General features: G+C 29.5%; 24 protein-coding genes. 10 read left to right on the forward strand and 14 right to left on the reverse strand.

The genetic code is table 11. The features are described from left to right. Window positions 1-86 precede the first annotated feature (86 nt). Window positions 87-1,082 carry a c-type cytochrome gene (locus L8T82_RS00795; protein ID WP_263666198.1) on the forward strand — a complete coding sequence of 332 codons (996 nt, stop codon included), beginning with the start codon at window positions 87-89 and terminating at the stop codon, window positions 1,080-1,082. 23 nt (window positions 1,083-1,105) lie between these two features. Here the strand turns inward: L8T82_RS00795 and L8T82_RS00800 are convergent, their stop codons facing one another. Together L8T82_RS00800 and L8T82_RS00805 are read right to left on the reverse strand one after the other, a co-directional pair. Beyond that, window positions 1,106-1,387 (reverse strand): hypothetical protein, encoded by a 282-nt coding sequence (locus L8T82_RS00800; RefSeq protein WP_133318838.1) that lies wholly within the window; start codon window positions 1,385-1,387, stop codon window positions 1,106-1,108. Continuing rightward, window positions 1,387-1,986, reverse strand: a complete 600-nt coding sequence (locus L8T82_RS00805) for an MBL fold metallo-hydrolase (RefSeq protein WP_263660924.1) — start codon at window positions 1,984-1,986, stop codon at window positions 1,387-1,389. The genes L8T82_RS00800 and L8T82_RS00805 overlap by 1 nt, the downstream gene beginning before the upstream one ends. A gap of 61 nt (window positions 1,987-2,047) precedes the next feature. Between L8T82_RS00805 and L8T82_RS00810 the strand changes: the two genes are divergently transcribed. The 5 genes from L8T82_RS00810 to L8T82_RS00830 are packed head-to-tail and all read left to right on the forward strand — an operon-like array spanning window position 2,048 to window position 6,580. Beyond that, window positions 2,048-2,788, forward strand: coding sequence for an NAD+ synthase (locus tag L8T82_RS00810; RefSeq protein WP_263725665.1), 741 nt, complete (start codon window positions 2,048-2,050; stop codon window positions 2,786-2,788). Beyond that, entirely contained in the window at window positions 2,775-3,713 is a 939-nt protein-coding gene (locus L8T82_RS00815) for a tetraacyldisaccharide 4'-kinase (protein WP_263725666.1), read from the forward strand. The genes L8T82_RS00810 and L8T82_RS00815 overlap by 14 nt, the downstream gene beginning before the upstream one ends. Then, window positions 3,688-5,097, forward strand: coding sequence for a threonine synthase (gene thrC / locus L8T82_RS00820; protein WP_263725667.1), 1,410 nt, complete (start codon window positions 3,688-3,690; stop codon window positions 5,095-5,097). Before L8T82_RS00815 ends, thrC begins: the two co-directional genes overlap by 26 nt. Then, entirely contained in the window at window positions 5,094-5,819 is a 726-nt protein-coding gene (kdsB, locus tag L8T82_RS00825; RefSeq protein WP_263725668.1) for a 3-deoxy-manno-octulosonate cytidylyltransferase, read from the forward strand. Before thrC ends, kdsB begins: the two co-directional genes overlap by 4 nt. Further along, window positions 5,816-6,580: a transporter substrate-binding domain-containing protein gene (locus L8T82_RS00830; protein WP_220567099.1), complete on the forward strand. Its 765-nt coding sequence runs from the start codon at window positions 5,816-5,818 to the stop codon at window positions 6,578-6,580. Before kdsB ends, L8T82_RS00830 begins: the two co-directional genes overlap by 4 nt. On the opposite strand, the gene L8T82_RS00835 is transcribed toward L8T82_RS00830, so the two are convergent. Next, complete coding sequence (locus L8T82_RS00835; RefSeq protein WP_263659119.1) at window positions 6,577-7,359, reverse strand: amino acid ABC transporter permease; 783 nt, start codon at window positions 7,357-7,359, stop codon at window positions 6,577-6,579. The two genes, L8T82_RS00830 and L8T82_RS00835, sit on opposite strands and share 4 nt — an antisense overlap. Before the next feature lie 9 nt (window positions 7,360-7,368). Then, window positions 7,369-8,211, reverse strand: coding sequence for a polyphosphate kinase 2 (gene ppk2 / locus L8T82_RS00840; RefSeq protein ID WP_263725755.1), 843 nt, complete (start codon window positions 8,209-8,211; stop codon window positions 7,369-7,371). Window positions 8,212-8,288: 77 nt separating this feature from the next. On the opposite strand from ppk2, the gene dsbD reads away from it, so the two are divergent. Continuing rightward, a complete protein-coding gene (gene dsbD / locus L8T82_RS00845; RefSeq protein WP_263725669.1) occupies window positions 8,289-9,980 on the forward strand; it encodes a protein-disulfide reductase DsbD in 1,692 nt (563 codons plus the stop codon). Window positions 9,981-10,002: 22 nt separating this feature from the next. Here the strand turns inward: dsbD and L8T82_RS00850 are convergent, their stop codons facing one another. Further along, window positions 10,003-11,178 carry an NAD(P)/FAD-dependent oxidoreductase gene (locus tag L8T82_RS00850; protein ID WP_263725670.1) on the reverse strand — a complete coding sequence of 392 codons (1,176 nt, stop codon included), beginning with the start codon at window positions 11,176-11,178 and terminating at the stop codon, window positions 10,003-10,005. Between the two features lie 102 nt (window positions 11,179-11,280). Here L8T82_RS00850 and L8T82_RS00855 point away from each other — a divergent pair, with 102 nt between their 5' ends. After that, entirely contained in the window at window positions 11,281-12,645 is a 1,365-nt protein-coding gene (locus L8T82_RS00855; RefSeq protein WP_214126899.1) for a sodium-dependent transporter, read from the forward strand. Here L8T82_RS00855 and L8T82_RS00860 read toward each other — a convergent pair. From L8T82_RS00860 to L8T82_RS00880, 5 genes are all read right to left on the reverse strand, one after another. Beyond that, window positions 12,616-13,500, reverse strand: a complete 885-nt coding sequence (locus L8T82_RS00860) for a 1-aminocyclopropane-1-carboxylate deaminase/D-cysteine desulfhydrase (RefSeq protein ID WP_263725672.1) — start codon at window positions 13,498-13,500, stop codon at window positions 12,616-12,618. The two genes, L8T82_RS00855 and L8T82_RS00860, sit on opposite strands and share 30 nt — an antisense overlap. After that, window positions 13,487-14,437 carry an OmpA family protein gene (locus tag L8T82_RS00865; RefSeq protein WP_133318825.1) on the reverse strand — a complete coding sequence of 317 codons (951 nt, stop codon included), beginning with the start codon at window positions 14,435-14,437 and terminating at the stop codon, window positions 13,487-13,489. The genes L8T82_RS00860 and L8T82_RS00865 overlap by 14 nt, the downstream gene beginning before the upstream one ends. Continuing rightward, the gene (locus L8T82_RS00870; protein ID WP_039626332.1) at window positions 14,424-15,755 is read right to left on the reverse strand and encodes a MotA/TolQ/ExbB proton channel family protein; all 1,332 of its coding nucleotides are present in this window, start codon (window positions 15,753-15,755) and stop codon (window positions 14,424-14,426) included. Before L8T82_RS00870 ends, L8T82_RS00865 begins: the two co-directional genes overlap by 14 nt. Before the next feature lie 75 nt (window positions 15,756-15,830). Further along, window positions 15,831-16,895 (reverse strand): class II fructose-bisphosphate aldolase, encoded by a 1,065-nt coding sequence (fbaA, locus tag L8T82_RS00875; RefSeq protein WP_133318824.1) that lies wholly within the window; start codon window positions 16,893-16,895, stop codon window positions 15,831-15,833. Next, complete coding sequence (locus tag L8T82_RS00880) at window positions 16,895-17,710, reverse strand: peptidylprolyl isomerase (protein WP_263725673.1); 816 nt, start codon at window positions 17,708-17,710, stop codon at window positions 16,895-16,897. Before L8T82_RS00880 ends, fbaA begins: the two co-directional genes overlap by 1 nt. A gap of 78 nt (window positions 17,711-17,788) precedes the next feature. Here L8T82_RS00880 and nth point away from each other — a divergent pair, with 78 nt between their 5' ends. Next, window positions 17,789-18,412, forward strand: coding sequence for an endonuclease III (gene nth, locus L8T82_RS00885; protein ID WP_133318822.1), 624 nt, complete (start codon window positions 17,789-17,791; stop codon window positions 18,410-18,412). Window positions 18,413-18,440: 28 nt separating this feature from the next. Here nth and gltS read toward each other — a convergent pair whose 3' ends face one another. The 4 genes from gltS to L8T82_RS00905 form a co-directional block, all read right to left on the reverse strand. Then, window positions 18,441-19,649 (reverse strand): sodium/glutamate symporter, encoded by a 1,209-nt coding sequence (gene gltS / locus L8T82_RS00890; RefSeq protein ID WP_263725674.1) that lies wholly within the window; start codon window positions 19,647-19,649, stop codon window positions 18,441-18,443. Window positions 19,650-19,763: 114 nt separating this feature from the next. Further along, window positions 19,764-21,104: a TolC family protein gene (locus L8T82_RS00895; protein ID WP_263725675.1), complete on the reverse strand. Its 1,341-nt coding sequence runs from the start codon at window positions 21,102-21,104 to the stop codon at window positions 19,764-19,766. A 1-nt stretch (window position 21,105) separates the two neighbouring features. Then, complete coding sequence (locus tag L8T82_RS00900; RefSeq protein WP_263725676.1) at window positions 21,106-23,037, reverse strand: ABC transporter permease; 1,932 nt, start codon at window positions 23,035-23,037, stop codon at window positions 21,106-21,108. Next, the gene (locus L8T82_RS00905) at window positions 23,034-24,167 is read right to left on the reverse strand and encodes an efflux RND transporter periplasmic adaptor subunit (protein ID WP_263725677.1); all 1,134 of its coding nucleotides are present in this window, start codon (window positions 24,165-24,167) and stop codon (window positions 23,034-23,036) included. The genes L8T82_RS00900 and L8T82_RS00905 overlap by 4 nt, the downstream gene beginning before the upstream one ends. 133 nt (window positions 24,168-24,300) lie before the next feature. Here L8T82_RS00905 and L8T82_RS00910 point away from each other — a divergent pair, with 133 nt between their 5' ends. After that, window positions 24,301-24,909: an NAD(P)H-dependent oxidoreductase gene (locus L8T82_RS00910; RefSeq protein WP_133318817.1), complete on the forward strand. Its 609-nt coding sequence runs from the start codon at window positions 24,301-24,303 to the stop codon at window positions 24,907-24,909. Window positions 24,910-24,942: the final 33 nt, after the last annotated feature.

The following is a 24,942-nucleotide window of genomic DNA, read 5'->3' on the forward strand; positions in this document are numbered from 1 at the left end:
TAAAGATACTTTTACATTAAAAACATTTAATATTTTTTTAAATTTCAAGTTATAAGATGAAAATAAGACAAGTTTAAGGAGGTAAAATGAAAAAAATTGTATATTCTGTCTTATCTTTATCTTTTTTAATGAGTTCTGCTTTTGCCATTGATCAAGCAAAACTTCAAGCAAAAAAGCAAACAGGTATCCATTTACAAAGTGCACAATGGAAAGTCCCAAATACTATAGAAAATGGTATTATCATTGAAGATAAACTTCCAAATTCACCTTATACTCAAGCAGTCATTTTGGGTAATAAAATTTTAAATTACACCACAAACTATATAGGACCTCAAGCAAAAAATCCTAAAAATCGTTATGCAGGTAATAATCTTTCTTGCTCAAGCTGTCATGCTAATGCTGGAACTATAAAAAATCAATCAGGTTTTGTAGGAATTTATGCACGCTTTCCACAATATAATGCAAGAGCGGATAAAATAATCACTCTAGAAGATAGAATTAATGGCTGTATGGAAAGATCCATGAATGGCAAAAGGCTTCCAAACAACTCTCCTCAAATGAAAGCCATACTTGCTTATATGCATTATATTTCTCAAGGTATAGAAGTAGGAGCAAAAACACAAGGACAAGGATTACCTAAAATATCCTTTTTAAAAAGAGCAGCAGATCCTAAAAAAGGTAAAGAAATTTATCAAAATAAGTGCGTAGCCTGCCATGGAGAAAATGGAAAGGGGGTAAAAAGTAATGATCCTAGTATGAGTTATTACATATATCCTGCTTTATGGGGAAATGATAGTTACAACACAGGTGCTGGCATGTATAGACTTATCAAAGCTGCAAGTTATATCAAAGCAAATATGCCAAAAGATGATGCAACCTTAACTCTAGAACAAGCTTATGATGTGGCAGCTTATATTAATTCTCAACCAAGACCTATTAAAAAGAATAGAAATAAAGACTTTCCAGATCGTGATGTAAAACCTGCAGATATGGATGTAAAACCTTATGCTAAACATGATAAATTTAGTATAGAGCAACATCGTTATGGTCCTTTTGAACCTTTATATATTAATACAAAATAATTTTTAAGAATAGCTAATTCTAGCTATTCTTTTTTTAAAACCCAAGCAAAATACCATATCGCAAAAGATAAAAGCAAAATCATAAAAAGCTTTTTATCATACACTCCAAAACCAATATAAAGCACAGAATACATAAAACCAAAACTTCCTGCATAAATGCAAATTCTACTCATTAAGCCATTTTCTACTGCTCTAAAACATGGACATTTGTGAAAAAATTTCTTTTTTGTTTCTTTGGGTTTAAAAAAACTCAAAATCGCACTTAAAATCAGTAAAAAACTTAAAAAATATAAAACCTTATCCATTAATGAAAATACCTTAACCAAGCAGGAATTGCACTTTGCTCTTCTCTTAAAGAACTTTCTTCTCCATGCCCTGGAAAAAGCTTAAAATCTTTTTCATAAGCTAAAACTTTAAGCAAACTCTCTTTCATCTTAGTTGCATCTGAGTAAGGAAAATCCCACCTACCAATACTACGATAAAATAAAAAATCCCCACTAAAAAGCACATCTTCGCCCACAAGTTCTATCATACAACACCCTGGAGTATGCCCTGGGAAATGATGAAATTTAAACTTAAACTCATCTATACTAAATTCATTTTCATTTTCTATCAATACATCAGCACTTGAATGCTCAAAACCATAATTAAAAGGATCTTTTAGCATAAAAGCATCATCTTTATGGATAAAAATTGGAATTTCATAAGCCATTTTAACTTTAGCATTATCATAAACATGATCATAATGACCATGGGTATTTAAAATAGCTAAAGGTTTGCTTGTATTTTCTTTGATAAACTTATAAGCATTTTCTCCTGGATCGATGATAATTTGCTTGTTATTATGATCTATAATATAACAATTTGTTTCATACATTCCACATGGTTGTTTTAAAATACGCATATAAACTTCCTTTTAACTAAATCAAATATAATTTTAAAAAATTAATATTTAAAGATTTTTTATGAATTATACAAAATTACAAGAATTATTGATCAATTTTATAAAAGAACAAGCAAGAGATAAAAATCTCATCTTAGGTTTAAGCGGTGGGATAGATTCGGCTTTAGTAGCTCATCTTTGCAAAAAAGCAGTAGGTGAAAAACTTTTTGTGCTTTTAATACCTACAAAATATTCTAAAAAAGAAAATTTAGATGATGCATTAATGCTTTGTAAAAATTTGCAAATTCATCACAAGATCATTTATATTGATGAAGTACTTTGTGCTTATGAAAAAATTTGTCAAGACTTAAACCCTTTACGCTTTGGAAATTTAGCTGCAAGAGTGCGCATGAGTTTGCTTTATGATTATTCGGCTTTACACAATGCTTTAGTGGTAGGCACTTCTAATAAAAGCGAGCTTATGCTTGGTTATGGGACTATTTATGGGGATTTAGCTTGTGCTTTTAATCCTTTAGCTACACTTTATAAAAGTGAAGTTTTTGAGCTTGCTAAATTTATAGGTGTGCATGAAAATTTCATACAAAAAGCCCCTAGTGCTGATCTTTGGCCAAATCAAAGCGATGAAAAAGATCTTGGCTATAAATATGAAGTTTTAGATGAAGTTTTAAAAGCTTTAGAAAATAATCAAAGTTTGGAAAATTTTGATGAAAATTTAAAAAATTTAGTCTTAGAGCGTATGCAAAACAATGCCTTTAAAAGAAAACTTCCAACAACATTAAAGAATACATATGACTTGGCTTGATCGGTATTTTTTTAAACCTAATTTTTTGCAAAAAACTCTAGCCTTTTTGCTTTTACCTTTTAGCTTTTTATATATGATTATAGCTATTTTAAATACTAAATTTAAAAAAGAACTTGATTTTAATTTACCCATTATAAGCATAGGTAATCTAACCCTAGGAGGCAATGGAAAAACTCCCATTTGTAAAGCCATAGCTGCTGAGTTTGAAAATTGTTTTATTATCTTAAGAGGCTATAAAAGACAAAGTGAAGGCTTAATCATCGTTAAACACAAAGATAAAATTTTATGCAGCATTAAAGAAAGTGGCGATGAAGCTATGGAGTATGCACTTACAAAGCACATTAATGGAGTGATAGTAAGTGAAGATAGAGTTAAAGGCATACAAAAAGCTATCGAACTTGGAGCAAAGATCATACTTTTAGACGATGCTTTTTCTAAATTTCATATTAAAAAACTTAGTATTTTATTACAAAGCAAAGATGAGCCTTTTTTTGATTTTACCCTACCTAGCGGGGCTTATCGTTTGCCAAAATCTTTTGCTAAAAGGGCTGATTTTATAGCTAAAGAAAATGAAGATTTTGTGCGTTATTCTCATGTAAAAGAAAATCAAAAAGCCATTTTAATAAGCTCTATTGCAAAGCCTTTTAGATTATATGAGCATTTTATCAAAGCTAGGGCTTGTTATTTTTTTGCTGATCATTACACTTTTCAAAAAGAAGAATTAGAAAAACTTTTAAAAAAACACAATTGTGATACCTTAATGCTAACCTTTAAAGACTATGTCAAGGTAAAAGATTTTGGCTTTAAAACAGAATTAATTCATCTTGATATTATTTTAAAAGACAGCTTTAAGCAAATTTTGCAAGATTATATTGATAAATTTAACAATAAGGAAAAAAATGTTACTACACTCAACCCAAGATAAAAATCACCAAGTAAGCTTTTCAAAGGCCTTACTTAGCCCTAGTGCACCTAATAATGCTTTATATGCACCACTTAATCTACCAAAGCTTGATAATGAAGCTTTAAAAAATTTAAACTACAAAGAATTAGCCTTAAAAATCATCGCAGCTTTTGATTTTGATTTAGAGCCTGAAGTTTTTGAAAAAGCTTTGAAAACTTATGAGAGTTTTGATGATAAAACCTGCCCTATTAATTTAAGAAAAATTAATGATAAGCTTTATATTAATGAATTATTTCATGGGCCAACAAGAGCTTTTAAAGACATGGCATTGCAGCCTTTTGGCGTGCTTTTGGAATGCTTAAAAAAAGATGATGATTTTTTAATCATGTGTGCTACAAGTGGCGATACAGGACCTGCTACGCTAAAAAGCTTTGAAAATAAAAAAGGCATAAAAGTAGTTTGCATTTACCCAAATGAAGGCACAAGTAAAACTCAAGCTTTACAAATGACACACTCAAATGCAAGCAATTTAAAATCCATAGCCATTGAAGGTAATTTTGATGATGCACAAAATGCCCTAAAAACACTTTTAAATGATGAAGATTTTAAAAATACTTTAAAAGAAGAAAAGTTAAGTCTAAGTGCTGCAAATTCAGTTAATTTTGGAAGAATACTCTTTCAAATCATCTATCATTACTATGCTAGTTTGAAAATTGATAAAATAATAGATATCATCATTCCAAGTGGAAATTTTGGCGATGCTTTGGGAGCTTATTATGCTAAAAAAATGGGAGCAAATATAGGTAAAATTAAAATTGCTTCCAATTCAAACAATATCTTAAGTGAGTTTTTTAATACAGGCAAATATGATTTAAGAAATAAAAGCTTACAAAAGACTATTTCTCCTGCTATGGATATACTCATATCATCAAATATAGAAAGATTGCTTTTTGATAAATTCAAAGATGAACGCACCAAAGAACTTATGCAAGCTTTAAAGAATGAAAAATATTATGAGCTTAGCCAAAAAGAACTAGAGCTTTTACAAGAAGACTTTGAAGCTGATTTTTGCAATGATGATGAGTGTATGCAATATATCAAACAATACAGCCACTTAGGACTTTTAGATCCTCACACTTGCACTTGCTTTAAAATGCTTGATTCTAACACCACGACACTCATCACTTCCACAGCACAATGGAGTAAATTTACCCCAAGTATGTATCAGGCAATTTATAACAAAGAATGTCAAGATGAACAAGCTTGCATGCAAGAACTTGCAAAAGAATTTAAGCAAGAAATTCATCCAAATATTGCAAGCTTATTTACAAGCACTCAAAAACAAAATCAAGTTTGCAAACTCAAAAATCTAAAACAAACTATTATAGAATGGATAAAACAATGATAATCATACCAGCAAGATTAAAATCAAGTCGTTTTGAAAATAAAATTTTATGTGAAATTGACAATTTACCTATGTTTATTTATACAGCTAAAAAAATGCAAGAAGTTGATGAAGTGTGTGTGGCACTTGATGATGAAGAGGTTTTAAAAATAGCACAAAAACACAATATAAAAGCAGTTTTAACAAGCAAAAATCATGAAAGTGGCACTGATAGGATCAACGAAGCTTGTCAAATTTTAAAACTAAATGAAAATGAGTTAATCATTAATGTCCAAGCTGATGAACCTTTTATAGAAACACAAAATATTAAAGATTTTAAAGAATTTAGCCAAAAAGCTTTTGAAGATGAGCTTTGTTTTATGAGTAGTTGCTACAAAGAAGTAGATGCAAAAGCTTGCGATAATCCAAATTTGGTTAAAGTAGTTACTGATAGTAATGATTATGCTTTATATTTTTCAAGATCTAAAATTCCTTATGAAAGGGCAAATTATAAACAAAATTTTAAAGCCCACCTTGGAATTTATGCATATAGGGTTAAAAATTTACAAGAATTTTGTACTTTGAAAAACTCAGCTTTGGAAGAATGTGAAAAATTAGAACAATTAAGAGCCTTAGAAAATGGCAAAAAAATCAAAATGTTAAAAATACAAAGTCAAAGCATAGGTATAGATACAAAAGAAGATTATGAGAGGGCTTTGGCTAAATTTGGAGTTAAAAAATGAAAAAAATACTTTTTTTACTAAGCTTATTTTTTACACTTCATGCAAAAGAATTAATCGTAGGTATGGAACTGGCCTACCCTCCTTTTGAAATGAGTGATACTAAAGGCAATCCAAGTGGTATTAGTGTAGAGTTTTTACAAGCCTTTGCTAAGGAAAAAAACTATGATTTAAAAATTCAAAATATAGCTTGGGATGGACTTATACCTGCTTTAAGAACTCAAAAAATAGATCTCATCATGTCTTCTATGAGTATAAGCGAGCAAAGAAAAAAAGTAATAGATTTTACCTTGCCTTATGCTAAGGCAAATTTAGCGATATTAAGCGCTAAAAAATCAAATATTAATTCCATAGAAGATTTAAATCAAAAAGGAAAAATCCTTGCTTTAAAAAGAGGTTCAAGTGCGCATTTATATGCTCAAAAAAATCTTAAAAATGCAAAAATCCTAGTATTTGATAAAGAAAATGCAGCTATTTTAGAAGTCATTCAAGCAAAAGCTGATGCTTTTATTTATGATCAAATGAGTATTTATAAAGCATGGAAAAAACATCCTGAGCAAACAAAAGCTATTTTTACCCCTTTTGAAAAAACACCTGAGCAATGGGCTATAGCTTTAAATAAAAACAATACCAAATTAAAAGAAGAGCTCAATGAGTTTATTTTAAAATCTAAAGAAAATGGTCTTTTTGATAAGCTAAGTCAAAAATATCTCAAAGATATGCAAGAAGTTTTCAAAGAACAAAAGCTTGAGTTTTTCTTTTAAGAAAAACTCTTTTCAAGTTTTCTTGAAAACATAGAAATAGGTAAAGTTAAAACCAAATAACAAAGCGCTAAGGGAATATAAATTTCTAAAGTAGAAAAGGTAAAAGCATTAATTTCTTGAGCATTTTGAGTTAATTCTGAAATAGCTATAACGCTTAAAAGAGAGCTATCTTTGATCAAATTACTAAGTTGTCCACTTAGTGGTGCTAAGATATTTTTTAAAGCTTGAGGAAAAATCACACTTTTATAAATTTCAAACTCACTCAAACCTAAAGCCTTAGCACTTTCATATTGCATTTTATCAACACTTAAAATCCCAGCTCTAAATATTTCACAAATATAAGCACTAGCAAATAAAGCTAAAATCAAAACTCCACAAACATAGCGATTATCAAGCCCCAAATTATCCGCAAAAATATAATAAATCAATAAAATTTGCACTAGCAAAGGCGTGCCTCTAATAAGCTCTATAAAAACTCTTGCAAACATATTAAAAAGCACGATTTTACAAAGACTCATATAACACAAAATCAAAGCAAAAATCACACCTACAATCAAAGACAAAACACTAATAAAAAAACTCGTAAAAAAACCTTGTATCATTTTGTTTTTATACTCATAAATTGCCATAAAATCAAAATTATAACTAGCACTTAAAAAAGATAAATAAAAAAATAAAAACAATAAAAATGCTAGCAAAAAGGCATTAACCGCAAACACCTTTGGACTGATTTTTTTATGCTCATTAAATTTATTACGCACTATAAAAAGATGATTCAATTCTAGCCTTTATTTTTTATCAAATTTTTTAAGTTTTTCATCATTTAAACTAAGTTCCATCTTACGAATTTCTTCCTCACCGCTACGGACTAATTTTTTATCATATTTAAAATACTTATTTTTAATTTTATTTGGATATTCTAAAGAATTAAGTAGATATTTAAATAAATTTATCCTTGCTTTCTTTTTACTATCTGAATTAATGATCACCCAAGGACATTTTGGTGTATTAGAAGCTAAAAGCATAGAATATTTTGCTAGAGTGTATTTATCCCATAATTCTTGTGATTTTTCATCAACAACAGAAAGTTTGTATTGTTTTAGCGGATCTATTCTCCTTTGCTCAAAACGCCTTTTTTGCTCTTGTTTGGAAACTGAAAAATAAAATTTAAAAAATAAAATTCCACTATCAAGTAGCATTTCTTCAAAAGAAGACACCTCACGCAAGAATTTTTTATGCTCATTTGGAGTACAAAAGCCCATCACAGGTTCCACCCCTGCTCTATTATACCAAGATCTATCAAAAATCACTATCTCTCCTGCTGCAGGCAAATGTGTCACATAACGCTGAAAATACCACTGAGTTCTTTCCACATCACTTGGTTTTTCAAGTGCTACCACACGACAACCTCTAGGATTTAAATGTTCAATTAATCTTTTAATAGCACCACCTTTTCCTGCTGCATCACGCCCTTCAATTAAAATCAAAACTTTTAATCCTTTATCTTTGACATGATTTTGAAATTTTAAAAGCTCGATTTGTAATCTTCTAAGCTCGCTTTCATACTCAAGTGTTGATTTTTTCACTTTAATAAGAGTAAATTTATCCTTATCCACAACAAACTCCTTAATTTAGGATAATTATTAACTTAAATTTACCACAAATAAGTAAAATAAAACAAATTTAATTTTCAATTTCAAGGAGAAAAATGCGTTTTTTAGCGGTATTTTTTATTTTTTTAAATTTAGCTTTTGCTAACAATGGAGTATTATCACTTAATGAAGCCTTTAAACTCAATACTCACAGCAATAATCAAGGAATTTTTTTAAAAATCAATCTTGCAGATAGAATTTATCTTTATAAAGATCAAATCAAAGTAGAATTAGACTCTAATGATATTACTTCTTTATTAAATTTCCCACAAACTCAAACTAGAGAAAACAAAGAAGTAATTTTTAGCCAACTTGAACTTTTCATACCTCAATTATTATTAGATGATTTTATTAAAAACAACAAAGCAAAACTTTCCCTAGCTTATCAAGGTTGTTCAGAAGAAGGTTTATGCTATCGTCCTGTATATGTAAATTATGAGCTTAATAAACAAAATGGAATTTATGCTATAAAATCCACTAAAGATCAATTTAAAAAGCAAAATGAAGATGAACAAATTGCTAATGATTTAAGTACGCAAAATATATTTATCACACTTTTGACTTTCTTTGGTTATGGCTTATTATTAGCACTTACTCCTTGTATTTTACCAATGATACCTATTCTTTCATCATTAATTGCAATGAAACTCAAAGATAAACCATCTAAAAAACATAGCTTTTATTTATCTTTTATCTATGTCTTTTTTATGTCTTTAGCTTATGCTATAGCAGGTGCTTTAGTGGGCCTTGCAGGGGCTAATGTACAAGGTTTATTACAACAACCTTGGATTATCATTACTTTTGCAGGCATTTTTGTATTACTTTCACTTTCTATGTTTGGACTTTATGAATTACAACTGCCACTTAAATTTCAAAATTTTATCAATAAAAAGATAGAAGGCAAAAATGGAGTTTTTGGTATAGCTATCATGGGCTTTTTATCAGCTCTTATTGTAGGTCCTTGCGTGGCTGCACCTTTAGCAGGAGCTTTGCTTTATATTACCAATAGTGGTGATGTATTTTTAGGAGGACTTTCTTTATTTGTGATGAGTTTTGGTATGGGCATGCCTTTACTCTTAATAGGTCTTGGAGGAAATCTTTTAAAAAGTGGGGCTTGGATGCTTAAGATAAAGATTTTCTTTGGTTTTATCATGCTCATTATGGCAGTTTGGATGCTAGAAAGAATACTTAGTGCAAATATCATTTTGATACTTTATGGAATTATAGGGGTATTTTTTGCTAGTTTTATGGGTTTATTTGATGAAGCTAAAACTAATTTTGATAAATTTAAAAAAGCGAGTATGATTTTAGTTTTAACTTACAGTTTAAGCCTAATTTTAGGCGGCTCAATGGATTCAAAAAGCTTGCTAAAACCTCTTGAGTTTAACCTTACTTCAAAAGAAAATAGCTCTAATTTAATTTTCAAAACGATTAAAAATTTAAAAGAACTTGAGCAAGAATTACAAAATTCTACCAAACCTGTTATGCTTGAATTTACAGCCGCTTGGTGTGAAAACTGCAAGCTCTTAGAAGAATATACTTTTACAGATGCTAAAGTACAAAATTTACTTGCTAATTACACACTTTTAAAAGCAGATATAACACATAATAGCCAAGAAGATTTAGCTCTTATGAAAGAATTTGGAGTTTTTGGGCCTCCTGTGATGATATTTTTTAACAAAAGCGAGGAAAAAGGACGCATTATAGGCTATGTAGATGCAAATGAATTTTTAAATAGAGTTCCTTAAAGGACTCTATTTAAAATTAATTTTATTTCAAAAAACCTTTCAATCCTTCAAGCTGATATTGCCATAGTTTTTCTATAAAAATTTTAAGTTTTATTGCCAAAAGACCACTAATTGGTTTATGTAAAACCGTACCAACTGCATAATCTTTTCCTATTGAACAAACGGTATTTCCACTCACAAAAGAAAATTCTTGCTTAAAATCTTTCTCATCAATCATAGCCATTAAAGCTTTAGCCACATAAGCTCCTTCTCTTAATGCAAGCTGGGCTGTTGGAGGATATGGAGTGTTAGTTTTAGGGTTTTTAAATAAACTATTATCGCCTATAAAAAAGTATTTTGATGAATTTTCAACATTTAATGGATGCATAAAAACATCTACTTCTATACGCGATCTTGTGCTTGGAAAATCTGAGCTATTTTCTATAACGCTATTACCTCTAACTCCTGCAGTCCAAATGATAGTATTAGCTTTAATAAATTCTCCCCCATCAAGCCTTATGCCATTTTTTTCACATTCTATAATTTTAGATTTTTCATATACTTTCACACCAAGTGCTTCTAGCCTTTGCCTTGCTTTTAAAGCCAAACTTTTATCAAACATAGGTAAAATTTGATCCATAGCTTCAATAATAGAGAGTTCTAATTTCTCATAAGCAATTTGCTCTTTTTGACAAAATATTTTAAGCTCTTTAGCTAAAGAAGCTACAAATTCAACCCCACTTAAACCCCCACCACAAACTGCTATTTTTAAATCATCTTCATTTTGGGTGGTTTTATAATTTTTTATTTTCTCATATATTATTTCATTAATTTTTAAAGCATTTTCATAATTATCTATACTCAAAGCATATTCTTGCATGCCTTTAATACCAAAAGTTTCCTTCGCAAAACCAAGCCCACATACTAAAATATCAAAGTCAAATTCATTATTTTTAGTAAAAACTTTGTCTTTAGAAATTTTTAAAACTTCATCTTGAATAAAGTTTATTTTTGGATTTAATAAAGGCAAAAGATCATATTTTGAACTATAAATATCTTCATTGGAAGCTACTTTGTGTAGTAAAATAGTATGATAATGATAAGAATTGTTATTAACCAAACTCACTTGTGCTTTTTCAAAAAACTCATCAGGTAAAGCTTTTATAGCCGATAAAGTAGCATATCCTGCACCTAAAAACAAAATTTTCTTTTTTTGCATGGATTTTCCTTTAATTTGATAAAAAAATAAATAAAAATTTGGCATAATGGTATTATTTTTTATCTTAAAATATTTTTTATTTAAATTTAGCAAGGAAAAAGCATGCAAAGACAAACTTGGAGCAATACGCTAACTTATATCCTTACAGTAGCAGGAGCGACTATTGGTTTTGGAGCCACTTGGCGTTTTCCATATTTAGTGGGTGAAAATGGAGGCGGTGCTTATGTTTTGGCCTTTTGTATAGCTATGATTTTTATAGGAATTCCTGTGATTTTGGTCGAAAATGTCATAGGAAGACGCAGAATGCTAAATTCAGTCGATGCTTTTGGCGGAAAAACAAGCGATGGAGTTAAAATATCTAATTCTTGGCAAGGTGTTGGCTATATGGGACTTTTGGGAAGTTTTGGAATCATGGCTTATTATATGGTAATAGGTGGATGGGTTTTAGCTTATATTTTTAAAATCATCATAGGTGATTTTAATCTTTCAAGTCCCATTAACGCTCAATATACAAGCGAATTTTATAGCTCTACTATAGAAAATAATCCTTTATTAATAGGAATTTTTACTACTATATTTGTGATAATTAATTGGATTATCTTAAAAAAAGGTGTAATTGATGGCATAGAAAAATCAGTAAAATACCTTATGCCATTTTTGTTTATCTGCCTTTTGGTCGTTGTTGCGCGCAATTTAACTCTTGAAGGAGCAAGCGAGGGTGTGAAATTTTACCTTACTCCTGATCTTTCTAAAATCACTCCCAAATTGTTTATAGATGTTTTAGGACAAGTATTTTTTGCCCTATCTTTAGGTTTTGGTGTAATGATAACCTTATCATCTCACCTTAAGAAAAATGAGAATTTAATCAAAACTTCTGTTTATACAGGAATTTTAAACACCCTCATAGCAGTGCTTGCTGGATTTATGATTTTCCCTGCTTTATTTAGCGTAGGTTTAACCCCTGATAGTGGGCCATCTTTGGTTTTTAAAACTTTACCTGTTGCATTTTCACATATACCTTTTGGAAGTATAATTTGTGTGTTTTTCTTTTTGCTTTTAATCATCGCTGCACTTACTACAAGCTTGCCAATTTATCAAGTAATCATTAGTGTTTTGGAGGAAAAATTTAAACTAGCTAAAAATACTGCTATCAATCTAACACTTGGAAGTATTTTTGTTTTGGGAAATTTACCATGTATACTTACCTATGGTCCTTTAAGAGATATTACTATCATCAAGGGAAAAAATATTTTTGATAGCTTTGATTTTATTAGTGGAAATATATTCTTTGTTTTAACCGCATTTTTTTGTTGTATTTATGTAGGTTGGGTGCTTAAAAAAGATGCTATTTATGAACTTTCCAATCAAAATACCCTAAAAGGAAGTATTTTTAAATTATGGTATTATTATGTTAAATTTATTATACCTTTGATTATCTTAGTGATTTTTTATTTTGGAATTTTTTAATTTATACTCATAACGCTTTAACATGCTTATATTTCCTTCAAGGCCTCCTTGATGGATATATAAGATTTTTCTACCAAATTGCTCTTTATGAGCTAATAAAGTTTTAAAACCCACCATATCATAAAGCAAATCAAACTCCACTCCACATTCTTTTTTTAAATCCTTATAAAGCTCATAAAATTCTAAATAAGGCTTAGCAAAATGATATTTTTTAGGTGAATTTAATATGGTTAAATTACCAAAATCATAATTTGGCTCTAAGCTTAAAATTTGCTCTTTTAAATATGCACTATCGCCCACACAAGCACATGTAAAAACTTTAAATTTACTATGTTTAGCCAAAAAAGCCGCAGAAGTTCCTGTACCTGAAGGTAAAAAAATACTTACATTTTCATTTAACTGCTCACTAAGCTCTAAGGCTAGTTGTTGGTATCCAAATTCAGCTTCTTTTATAGCCACACCCTCTTCTATAAAAATATCATCATCTTTTTTCAAGGCTAAAGCTTGCAGTCTTCTTGTGGGATAATTTATATTTTCTATCAACTTCACATTGTATTTTAATGCAAATTCTAAATTTCCATGGGGATTTTCTTTTAAAAAAGAACTCATTTTTTCACAAACAAAAATGAGCAAAAAATCATTTTCGTAACAAAACTTAGCTAAAGCAACTAAAGCATTACTTTGAGAGGAGCCAAAAGAAATAAATCTTTGTCCTTTTTTAAATAAATGTTTATTTTTTTCAAAAAAGGCTAGTTTTCTAGCCTTATTTCCATTAATATAACCTAGTAAATCATCTCTTTTGAGTAAAAATTCAAAATCTTTGTATTTTAAAACATCAATTCTACTTGCTATCAAGGTATTTTTCAACCTTTTCTAAAGCATTATTTGTATTGATATTAAACTTAATCTCTATTCTACGACTTGCCTCTTTGTCTTCTTTACCATCTTTCATAATCACATCAGAATAAGATCTACCACTTGCCATTAAAAGTTTTTGCAATCTTGGATCTTTGTAAAATGAGTGTATAAAACTCATCACAGCATAAGCTCTTTTTTGTGATAAATCAAGATTATATATATAAGAGCCTGCACTATCTGTGTGACCTTCTATGACTATATTTTCTATACTATTTAAGATATTTTCATCTTTTAAGATATTGTCAAAATACTGTGTTAAAATTGCCTTTAAATTCTCTTTTGCTTGAGCTTTTAGAGTAAAAGAATTTGTATCAAAAAGCACTTCAGAAGGTAAAACTATCGCACCTGTATTAGAATCTAAGGTAATATTAGTATCAAATTTTGCTTGAAGATTTTTGATGGTATTTTCTTTGATTAATCCTAGTTCTTTGATTTTGCTTTTCGCCTCATCAAAATTACGCTCTAATTCTTTGATTTCCTCATCTTTTTTATTTAATCTTTCAAGTAAAGCAAAAATTTGCTGATCTTTTTCATCTAAACTTGAATTTAAATCTTGATTAAGTTTAGTAATATTAGCTTCTAAAGCTTGTTTTTGTTTGCTGATATTATCAAGCGTACTTGAGGTATTACTTAATTTTTGGCTAAGACTTTTTAAAATATCTTCTTTTTGATTTAATTCTTCTTTATTCTCTCTTAAGCGTTCTTCTTGTTTTTGCAAATTTTCTTTTATGATTTGTAAATCACTTTGAGTTAAAACATACTTAACAACTATAGCTCCAATAAGCAAAATAAATATAAAAAGCAAGCCCGCCATTAAATCTGCATAAGCTATCCAAAAATTATTTTCTTCATTGCTAGAATTATTTTTTATCATCTATTTTTTCATCTTCTTTTTGATTTTCAAGCTTTGCAATAACTTGTGTAGTTTGCTCATCTAATTCTTTGCTTTCTTCTTTAAATTCTTGCATTAGTGAAATTTTTTCGTCAATATTTTTTTCATCTTCATAAGCTTCTTTAAAAGTATGCATACCCTCTATAATACTTGCCCTAAAGCCTTCAAAAAGCTTAGTTTGATTATCAAGCATAAGATTTTGATATTTTTCAATATTATTTGAAAAATTATTTACCTTTTCATCTAAAGCACTCACACTTTTATCTAAATGCACAATCTTATCTGAACTCACATCTAAAAGTCTATTATATTGCTCTGAAATTCTTAAAGTTAGATCTTTTATGTTTGAATTTAACATATTTACCGCATTTGCAATCTCGCTATAAGTTTTAACTATATCTTTTTGCTCTCTTTGGGTTTTAGATAAATCACTCATAGTTTGTTTTACATGCTCACTGCTTAATCTTACAGCTTTTTCTTCAGCATTTACAAGTTCTTGAAAAACTTTGAATTTTCTATCTATTGTATTATCTAGTTCTTTAAAAAATTCCTCATTGCTTACATGTTCAAAAATCGTGCCTATTTTTTCAAAATGTTGCAAACTTTCTTGAAGGTATTTTCTATCAATTTCTTCTTTAGACCAAAAAAAATCGCTTGTTGCGTTTTTTTGACGATTTAGAAGTTTTTGGAATTTACTACTACCGTATTTTTCAAAAAATATCCACCAAAGTGCTAAGAAAATTCCATAAATTGATACATAAAAGGCTGTTCCTACTCCATTTAATAAAACTGAAATCTCTTGTTCTAAGCCTGCTGTGTCGCTTGAATTAAAATTTGGCATAGACATGGCTATACTTATAAAAGTTCCTAAAATACCAAGCATAGGAAAAATAGCTGCACCCACAGAAGCAAAATTTTCATTTCTCAAATCTTTCACATAAGCATATGCAAAATCATCAAAGCTAGCATTTGACTTTGTTTCTTTACCTATAACTAAAAAATGCTTCATAATATAGCGTTTTAATATCAGCTTAAACTCATCTTTTTGTTGCTCAAAAATACTTGAAGCATAATCAGCACTATGTCTAGCAAAGATCAAAGCTACTAAAAAGATAATCCCTATCATTACAACACTATGTAATTCTACTTTAAAATCAATCTTTCCAAAATACCCTAAAAGCACTAAAATATACAATATAGCAGGGATAAAAATAATCTTTAAATAAGCAACAATTCCTGTACTACCTTTTCCTTCAGGTAATACAAGATCAGAAAAATCATCAGTTGTTTTAACTTCCATTTTATAAACCTTTGTTAATTTTACTCTAAAAATTTAAAATCTTCACAGGAAAATCAACTAAGAGTTATAAAACTCTTAGTTTCTATCGATACAATTTAAATCGCTAAAAGCGCACTCTAAGCGTTTGATCATACTCTCTTCGCCCGCTCTAAGCCATACTCTTGGATCATAATATTTTTTATTTGGCTTATCTTCTCCATCTGGATTACCAATTTGGCCTTGCAAATAAGCTTTATTTTTAAGCTCATACTCTCTAACACCATCCCAAAAAGCCCATTGTGTATCTGTATCAATATTCATCTTAATTACACCATAGCTAAGTGCTGCTTTGATATCCTCTATATCGCTACCACTGCCACCATGGAAAACAAAATTGATTGGTTTATCTTCACCAAGATTGAATTTTTCTTTTACATAATTTTGAGAGTTTTTAAGAATTTCAGGTCTTAAAATCACATTTCCTGGTTTATATACTCCATGTACATTACCAAAACTAGCTGCAATTGAAAATCTATCACTAATTTTAGAAAGTCTCTCATAAGCTAATGCTACATCTTCAGGCTGAGTGTATAATTTTGCATTATCAATATTAGTATTATCCACTCCATCTTCTTCACCACCCGTACATCCTAGCTCAAGCTCTAAAGAAATTCCAAGCTCAGACATTTGTTTTAAATAATTCTCACAAGTGCCTAGATTACTTTCTAAATCCTCTTCACTTAAATCAATCATATGAGAGCTAAACAAAGGCTTACCTGTTTCTTTTTTAAACTCAATATTTGCTTCAATCAAAGCATCAATCCAAGGAAGTAATTTTCTAGCAGCATGATCTGTGTGTAAAATTACTGGAACTCCATAAGCTTTTGCCATTAAATGTACATGTCTTGCACCACTTATAGCACCAAGCACATCAGCTTTTGGACAAGCTTTTCCTGCTACAAATTTAGCTCCACCATTTGAAAATTGAATAATCACAGGTGAATTAACTTTTTTAGCACTTTCTAAAACCGCATTAATAGAATTTGTCCCCACGACATTTACCGCAGGGATAGCAAATCCTTCTTTTTTTGCATAATTATATACGGTATTTAGATCATCGCCACTTAAAACACCTGGTTTGACAAGATCTAATACACCCATTATTTATATTCCACTTTTGCTTTTTGACGAAGCTCTTGAGCTTTTTTATTCATAAGTTCTTTAAATTCTTCCATTTTGATATTGCTTTCAATACCTGCTTTTACTTCATTATAACTCATAGTACTTTTCGCTCTAGCATCTTCTTTTAAAATAATATGATATCCAAAATCACTTTTTACTGGTGTTTTAGAAATAGTACCTTTTTTCATAGAAAAAGCTGCATCAGCAAATGGTTTTACCATAGTTGATTCAGCAAACCATCCAAGATCACCACCTTGAGCCGAAGAACCTTTGTCGATTGATTTTTCTTTTGCAAGTTGAGCAAATTTATCATTTAAAGCTTTTCCGCTTAACTTACCAAGCTCAGCAATAATATCTTTAGCTTCTTTTTCACTAGTTACCAAAATATGCTTAGCTTTTACTTGAGCTGGTTTAGTAAATTTATCTTTATTTGCTTCATAGTATTTTTTAGCCTTAGCATCGTCATTTTTGATAGAATCAAAAATTTTCTTTTGATAGATATTTACCATGATAGCTTCTTTAGCACGCTCTAATTCTTCTTTATATGAAGGATCATTTTCTATTTTTTGAGCTTTAGCGTCTTTTAATACAAGTTGTTGGATGATATATTGATCAATGATTGCTTTTTTTTGTTCAGCTGGTAAGTCAGTGATTTTAGCACCTCTTAACATAGGAGCAAAAAACTCATTTACTTCTGTATCGCTAATATTGTTTCCATCAAGGGTTGCAACCACCGCAGCATTTAAACTCAAACCTGTTAATAAAGCCGCAGCAACTAAAGAAATTTTTTTCATTGTTTTTCCTTTGAAATAGTTTTGTTGATTTTATTATATCTAAACTTTATTTAAAGCCGATTAACATACAATAAGTTTATGAAAAGAAATTTAGAAATTAAAGAATTATTTTTAAAACATTTTGGACAAGCAAAAACAGAATTAGTTTTTAGTAATGCTTATGAACTTATAGTTTGTGTTATGCTTTCAGCTCAATGTACCGATAAAAGGGTTAATCTCATCACACCTGCTTTATTTAAAGCTTACCCTAGTGTGCAAGATTTAGCTAAGGCAAATTTATCTTCTTTAAAACTTTTGATTAATTCTTGCTCATTTTATAATAATAAAGCACAAAATTTAATCAAAATGGCTCAAGCAGTTTGCGAGCAATTTAATGGTGAAATTCCAATGGACGAGCAAGATTTGAAAACTCTAGCAGGTGTAGGACAAAAAACTGCACATGTAGTGATGATAGAATGGTGCGGGGCTAATTGCATGGCTGTAGATACCCATGTATTTAGAGTTTCGCATAGACTTAATCTTAGCAAAGCCAAAACTCCCGAAGAAACCGAAAAAGACTTAACTAAAATTTTTAAAGATAATCTAAACTATCTTCATCAAGCTATGGTGCTTTTTGGGCGTTATACATGTAAAGCTAAAAATCCTTTATGCAAAGAGTGCTTTTTAAATCATTTATGCAAAAGTAAAGATAAGAAAATTTAATCTAGCACCAATTTAGTGCTAGATGATTTTAATGAAAGAATGGTAGATACAAGAAAGCATTGATCACTAAAGCATTTACTATATCTATGAAAAACGCACCCACTAAAGGTACAATAATAAATGCCATATGGCTCATACCATAGTGATTTGTTACAGTTTGCATATTTACCATAGCTGTTGGAGTAGCGCCCAAACCAAAACCACAATGTCCTGCTGCTAAAACTGCTGCGTCATAATCTTTTCCACATACCCTAAAAGTGATAAATATAGCATAAGCAGCCATCATAGCAACCTGAACAGCTAAAATTACCAACATCGGTAGTGCAAGAGTTACTAAATCCCAAAGATTAATAGTCATTAGAGCTAAAGCTAAAAATAAAGACAAGCTTACATTACCTAAAACTGATACTTCTCTATCAAATACATGATGAATTTTTGTAGCTGATAAAACATTTCTTAAAACCACACCTACAAAAAGACAATACACAAAAGTTGGTAAAGTAAAACCTGTATTTGTTTTAATATAAGTAGACAAAGCACTACCTATTAATAAACATAAAGCAATTAATGCCAAAGATTCTATAAAAGAAGAAGGTGTGATTAGTCTTTCTTTTTCTGGAGACTGGAAATTTAAAATCGCATCTTTATCATCATTTTGCTTTGGAACTACTAACTTATATTTATTGACTAAATATCTTGCAACAGGCCCACCTATGATACCACCTGAAATAAGCCCAAAAGTAGCACAAGCAATAGCAACAGTAGTTGCACTAGAGTAAAAATAAGGTTCTTTAATAAATTCAGCTGCCCATGCTGCACCTGTTCCATGACCGCCACTCATTGTAACAGAACCTGCTATAAGTCCCATTAGTGGATTTTGTCCCATAACACTTGCCACACCTATGCCAACTATATTTTGTGCAAAAAGCAAGCCAACAACAACAACTAAAAAAATTGCTAATTTTCTTCCACCCTTTTTTAAAGAAGCAAAATCAGCTAACAAACCAATACTTGAAAAAAATGCAAGCATTAAAGGATCTTTCATAGATTCATCAAATTTAATATCCAATGAGAAGAAACTATGTAAGATCAAAAGAATAATCGCAGCAATCCCACCACCAACAACTGGCTCAGGGATATTATAATCACGAAGAAATTTTACCCTTTTAATGACAAATACGCCTAAAAGCAATACTATAACCATAGTAACTAGCGTTGCATAAAAATCAAATTTCATAATTCTCCTTTGTTTGATTTATTTATCAATTGTATTCTAAATGACTTTAAAACAACGCAAATAAACAACACTCTTTTCTTATAATATTACAAAATGAAACACTTTTAGTCTTTTTTACTCTGAAATTAAAACAATATTATGATACAAATTAATATTTTTAAGCAAAGATAGCTTTGCTCTGCTAAGCTCTTGGAATGAATTAATAAGCAAAGCATCCGCATCAAGATAATCTTTTAGTTCACTGCGACCTAATTCATATTTTTCTAAATATAGCTGTGTAATTTTTTCTTGATTAACATTAATATCTTTTACTAATTTTAACAAATCATTATAATACTTGTCATTTTCATAACAAAAATTAAATTCATGGATAGTTCTTTGTAATACATCTTTATATTCAACCAAACGAGCTTGATATGCTAATTCAGAAATTTTTACATTTTGTTTTACTCTATAAAAGTCCAAAAATGGTAAGTCAATGGCGACATTGCCTCCTAAAATTAAAAATTTAAAACTCTCATCAATATTCTTATCATTCCCATCTAAATTTCCCAATATTTTTATGCTAGGTAAAATACTTTTTTGCACACTTGTATAATCCTTGTAAGAAGCCATAAGTTGATTTAGTTTTGCTTGAACTTGTGGTCTATAAGCAAGCATTTTTAATTCTATATCAAAATTAATTTTTTGCAAAGAAAAATCTTCAAGAGTATAATTTAGCATTTTATTAATCAAATGCTCATCATCTTTACCCAGTAAGTCTTTTATATTTTTAAGAGTTAAGTCTTTATTTTGCAAATTTGTAATGATATTTTGTTTAGTGTTTAATAAAGATTTTTTAATATTTAAAAGATCTATATATTCAACTTTTCCATAATTAAGTTTAGTAGTATAAATTTCTAGCATTTGCTCTAGATTTTTTAAATGTTTGTTTAATAAATGATCTACATCATTGAAATAAATAAATTCAAAAATACTATTTATCGCTAAATTAATCGTATCAAGCTCTAAAGAGCGTAACTCATACTCACTTGCTTTTGCTAAAAATTCAGAATTAGCAACTTGATCTGAAATTTTGCCATATATATCAAGCTCATAATTTAACATAATGCCATTTGAAAAACTATGTGTTTTTGTGCCATTGTTTAAATTTTTTCTTATATTTGCACCAAAATTTCCACTCAAAGTAGGATAAAGATCTAAATTTAAAAGCTTATATCTAGCCAAAGTACTTAAAAAATTAACCCTTGCTATATTTAAGTCTTTATTATTATCAATAATAGCTTTTAAGATATTATTTAAGTCTTGATTGTTATATTTTTCCCACCAAGCCTTGCTTGCGTTAAAATCTTCAAAATATTCTTTTTTTATTTGCTCTTGAGATACTTGCTCTAATTTTACTCCTACGCAGGCATTTAAAAAAAAGGTTATAAAAAATAATAAAAATATTCTCATCTCATTCCTTTGATAAAGCACTAATAGGATTTAAATTTGCTGCATTTTTTGCTGGGAAAAATCCAAAAACCACTCCGATTAAAACCGAACTTAAAAGCCCTAAAAATACCGAATTTAATGAAAGTATCATCGTAAAACCAAAATTTAAAGAATTAAATACTTCAATGATGATAAAAGAAAGCATTACTCCAAAAATAGCCCCTAAAGAACAAATCAACACAGCTTCGATTAAAAACTGCATTAAAATATCTTCTTTTCTAGCTCCAATAGCCATTCTAACTCCAATTTCTCTTGTGCGCTCACTTACTGAAACAAGCATGATATTCATCACACCAATACCACCTACTATCAAAGATACCACTGCAATAGAAGAAATAAGTAAAGTCAAAGTAGCAGTATTTTCCTCAATGGCATTTTTAATCGCGTCAGAATTTATAGTAAAAAAATCTTTTTTTCCGCGTTTAATCTCTAAAATTTTTACCATAGCTTCTTCAGCCAAAGCAGGATTTACCTCATCTTTTACCTTAGTTACTATGGCTCTTATTTGTTTATCTCCTGTGATTTTATTCATCAAAGTAGAATAAGGAGTATAAATTTTAATGGTATTTTCATCAGCTCTAAAGCCTTTATTATCTCTTTCTTTTTTTAAAACACCAACTATAGTTAAAGGTTGCTTGTTAAAAATCACGCTTTTACCTAAAACATCTTTAACGCTGATATTATCAAATAAAATTCTCAAAGCATTTTCATCTATAATGCAAATATTAGTATTATCTTTTATATCTTCATTATTAATAAACCTACCATCTACCATCACAAAACCTCTAAGTCTTAGATGATTTGGTCCTACTCCATAAATTCTAGCTTGTAAAGAATTATTCTTATAAGTTACCACCCCTATTTTACCCACATCTGCTTCTACTGCTTCTAAATAAGGCAAAGAGCTTAAGGTTTTTAAATCACTTAAATTAAGCCTTGTTCTACCTGATCGAATATCTCCCAAACCACGCCCTGAAACAACTTCTATGGTATTAGTCCCAATAGAGCTAATAGAGGCAAGTATGTTTTGTTGGGCTCCAAGCCCTAAAGCAACCACGCAAACTACTGAAGCTATGCCTATAATAATACCAAGCATAGTAAGCAAAGAGCGTAGTTTATGTGCTACAATGGAAGTTATAGACATTTTCAAACTTTCAAAAAGCTGATTTTTAAGCAAATTAAAGCTTTTTTTCTCTTTTGGCATTAACTTAGTTTTCATTTCATCTGCTTTTTTTACACCATTATCACTTATAATCTTACCATCTTTAATTTCTATAACTCTTTTTGCTCTAGCAGCTATTTCTCTATCATGAGTGACTAAAACTACGGTGTGTCCTTGCTCATTTAGTTTATTTAAAATTTCTAAAACTATCTTACCGCTTTTAGAATCAAGCGCACCCGTTGGCTCATCTGCTAAAATAAGCTCACCACCATTCATCAAAGCTCTTGCTATGGAAACTCTTTGCTGTTGCCCACCACTTAGTTCATTTGGCTTAGAAAGTTCTTTATGATCAAGCTCTAAAAAAGAAAGTAATTCTTTAGCCTTTTGTGATCTTTCTTGTTTGTTTTTACCTGCATAAACAGCAGGTAAGGCTACATTATCTTTAGCATTTAAAAGACTAAGCAAATTATATCTTTGGAATATAAAACCAATTTTTTCGCGTCTAATTCTTGCTTTTTCATCTTTGCTTAAATTAGTTACTTCATATGCATCTAAAAAATATTTTCCACTACTTGGTTCATCAAGTGTGCCTATAATATTTAAAAGAGAGGTTTTACCACTTCCTGATTGTCCTATAATGGCTACAAATTCTCCCTTTTGAATATAAAGATTAATATTTTCTAAAATAGTTGTATTATTAATCTTTTTTTGTATATTTTCTAAGCGTATCATTTTTTATTTTTACCTATGATAACTAAATCACCCTCATTAATACCATCTAAAATTTGAGTATTTAAACTATCTTTGATACCTAATTTAACAGGTGTTTTTACACTTATATTATTGGCTTTTAAAATTTCTACATAATAACCACTTGTATCGCTTTTTATAGCTAAAGTTGGTATAACTAAAGTATTATTTTCTGTTTTAATAGCAATTTCATTTTCTGTACTCATACCTATGCGTAAAAAATTATTATCATTTTTTACAAAAACCCTTGCATAATAATACACAGCGCTAGTGCTAGTACTTGAGTTTGAGTTTAAATTTGTATTGCTTGTTGCATCACTTATGGTAGTATTTGCTGGATCTATACTTGAAATAGTTGCTTCATATTTTTTATCAGGCTCATTTAAAATGCTAAATTTTACCTTTTTTCCAACACTAATTTTATTAATATCAGCTTCAGCTATTTGCATACGAATTTCCATTTCACTTAAATCAGCCAAGCGCACTATACTTGGTGTATTTTGGTTTGCATTTACAGTTTGCCCCTCTTCAACTGCTACATTGATAATCTCACCCTTACTAGGTGCAGTTATAGTAGTATAAGCTAAATCTTTTTGAGCATTTTTTAAAGAAATTTCAAGTTGAGTAGTTTGAGCTTTTAAATCAGCCACATTTGCTCTTAAGGCATAAAAAGTATTTTTAAGATTTTCAAGATTTTCTAAAGAGGTAGCCTTTTTAGCATAAAGCTTTTGCTCTCTTTGGTATTGTTTAGTAGCTATATCAAGAGCAATTTTTTTACTTTCTAAATTTGCCTTTGCACTTTCAAGTCTAGCTTTGGTAATATCTAAATCATTTTGTTGTTTATCTTTATCAATTTGTGCGATTAAATCACCCTCATTAACACGATCGCCCAATTTTACATATAGTTTAGTAATTTGCCCACTAACTTGTGCACCAACATCAACTTGGGTTTTTGCATAAACTTCACCTATTGCTTCTATGCTTTGAGTAATGTCTTGTTTTTTAACCTCATAAGCTAGATAATTATATTCTTCCTTATTTGCAAAAAAGTAAAAATACACCCCTATAATAAGTATAATCAAAAATATGCTCAAATAAATTATTTTTTTCATTTTAATCCTTTAAAAACCGCATAATAAAACATTTGTGTGAAGTAAAAATAAAATTGTAGCAATAAAATATAATTTTAACAATTTTAAAGCTTATAAGGTATAAGATAAATTAAACTAAAAATAAGGAAATTATATGCAAGATTATTTAAATTTAATGCAAAATCGCTCTTCCATTAGAGCATATACTCAAGAAAAAATTTCTAGAGAGAACTTAGAATATATCTTAGAATGTGCTAGATTATCTCCTAGTTCTTTAGGGCTTGAACCTTGGAAATTCTTGGTTTTTCAAAAAGATGAACATAAAAAAGAAATTGCCAAAATAGCTAACAATCAAAATCATGTAGCAAATTGTGCTGCTATTATTGTTGTGATCTCAAGAGCTGATTTTAAAGATTATTTTGAAGAAAAACTAAAAAAGCGTGGTTTAAGCCAAGAAGAATTAAACAAACGCTTGCAAACCTATAAGCCATTTTTAGACGCAATGGATTTAGAACAAAGTTTTATTTATGCAAAAGAGCAAAGTCATCTTGCTATTGCAAATATTATCAATGCTGCTTATAGTTTAAATTTAGGTTCGTGTATTATCGGTGGCTTTGATAAAGATAAAATCAATCAATATTTAAATTTAGACACTACCAAACAAAGAGTATCTATGCTTATTGCTCTAGGACATGCCCAAAAAAATTCTAGTACAGAAAAAGCTCGTTTTGCATTTAATGAAGTGGTAGAATTTAAAGATTAATCAAATATCAAAACTCCATTTAAATTTTATATA

The organism is Campylobacter sp. IFREMER_LSEM_CL292, from assembly GCF_025771615.1.
GTDB lineage: Bacteria > Campylobacterota > Campylobacteria > Campylobacterales > Campylobacteraceae > Campylobacter_D > Campylobacter_D lari_D.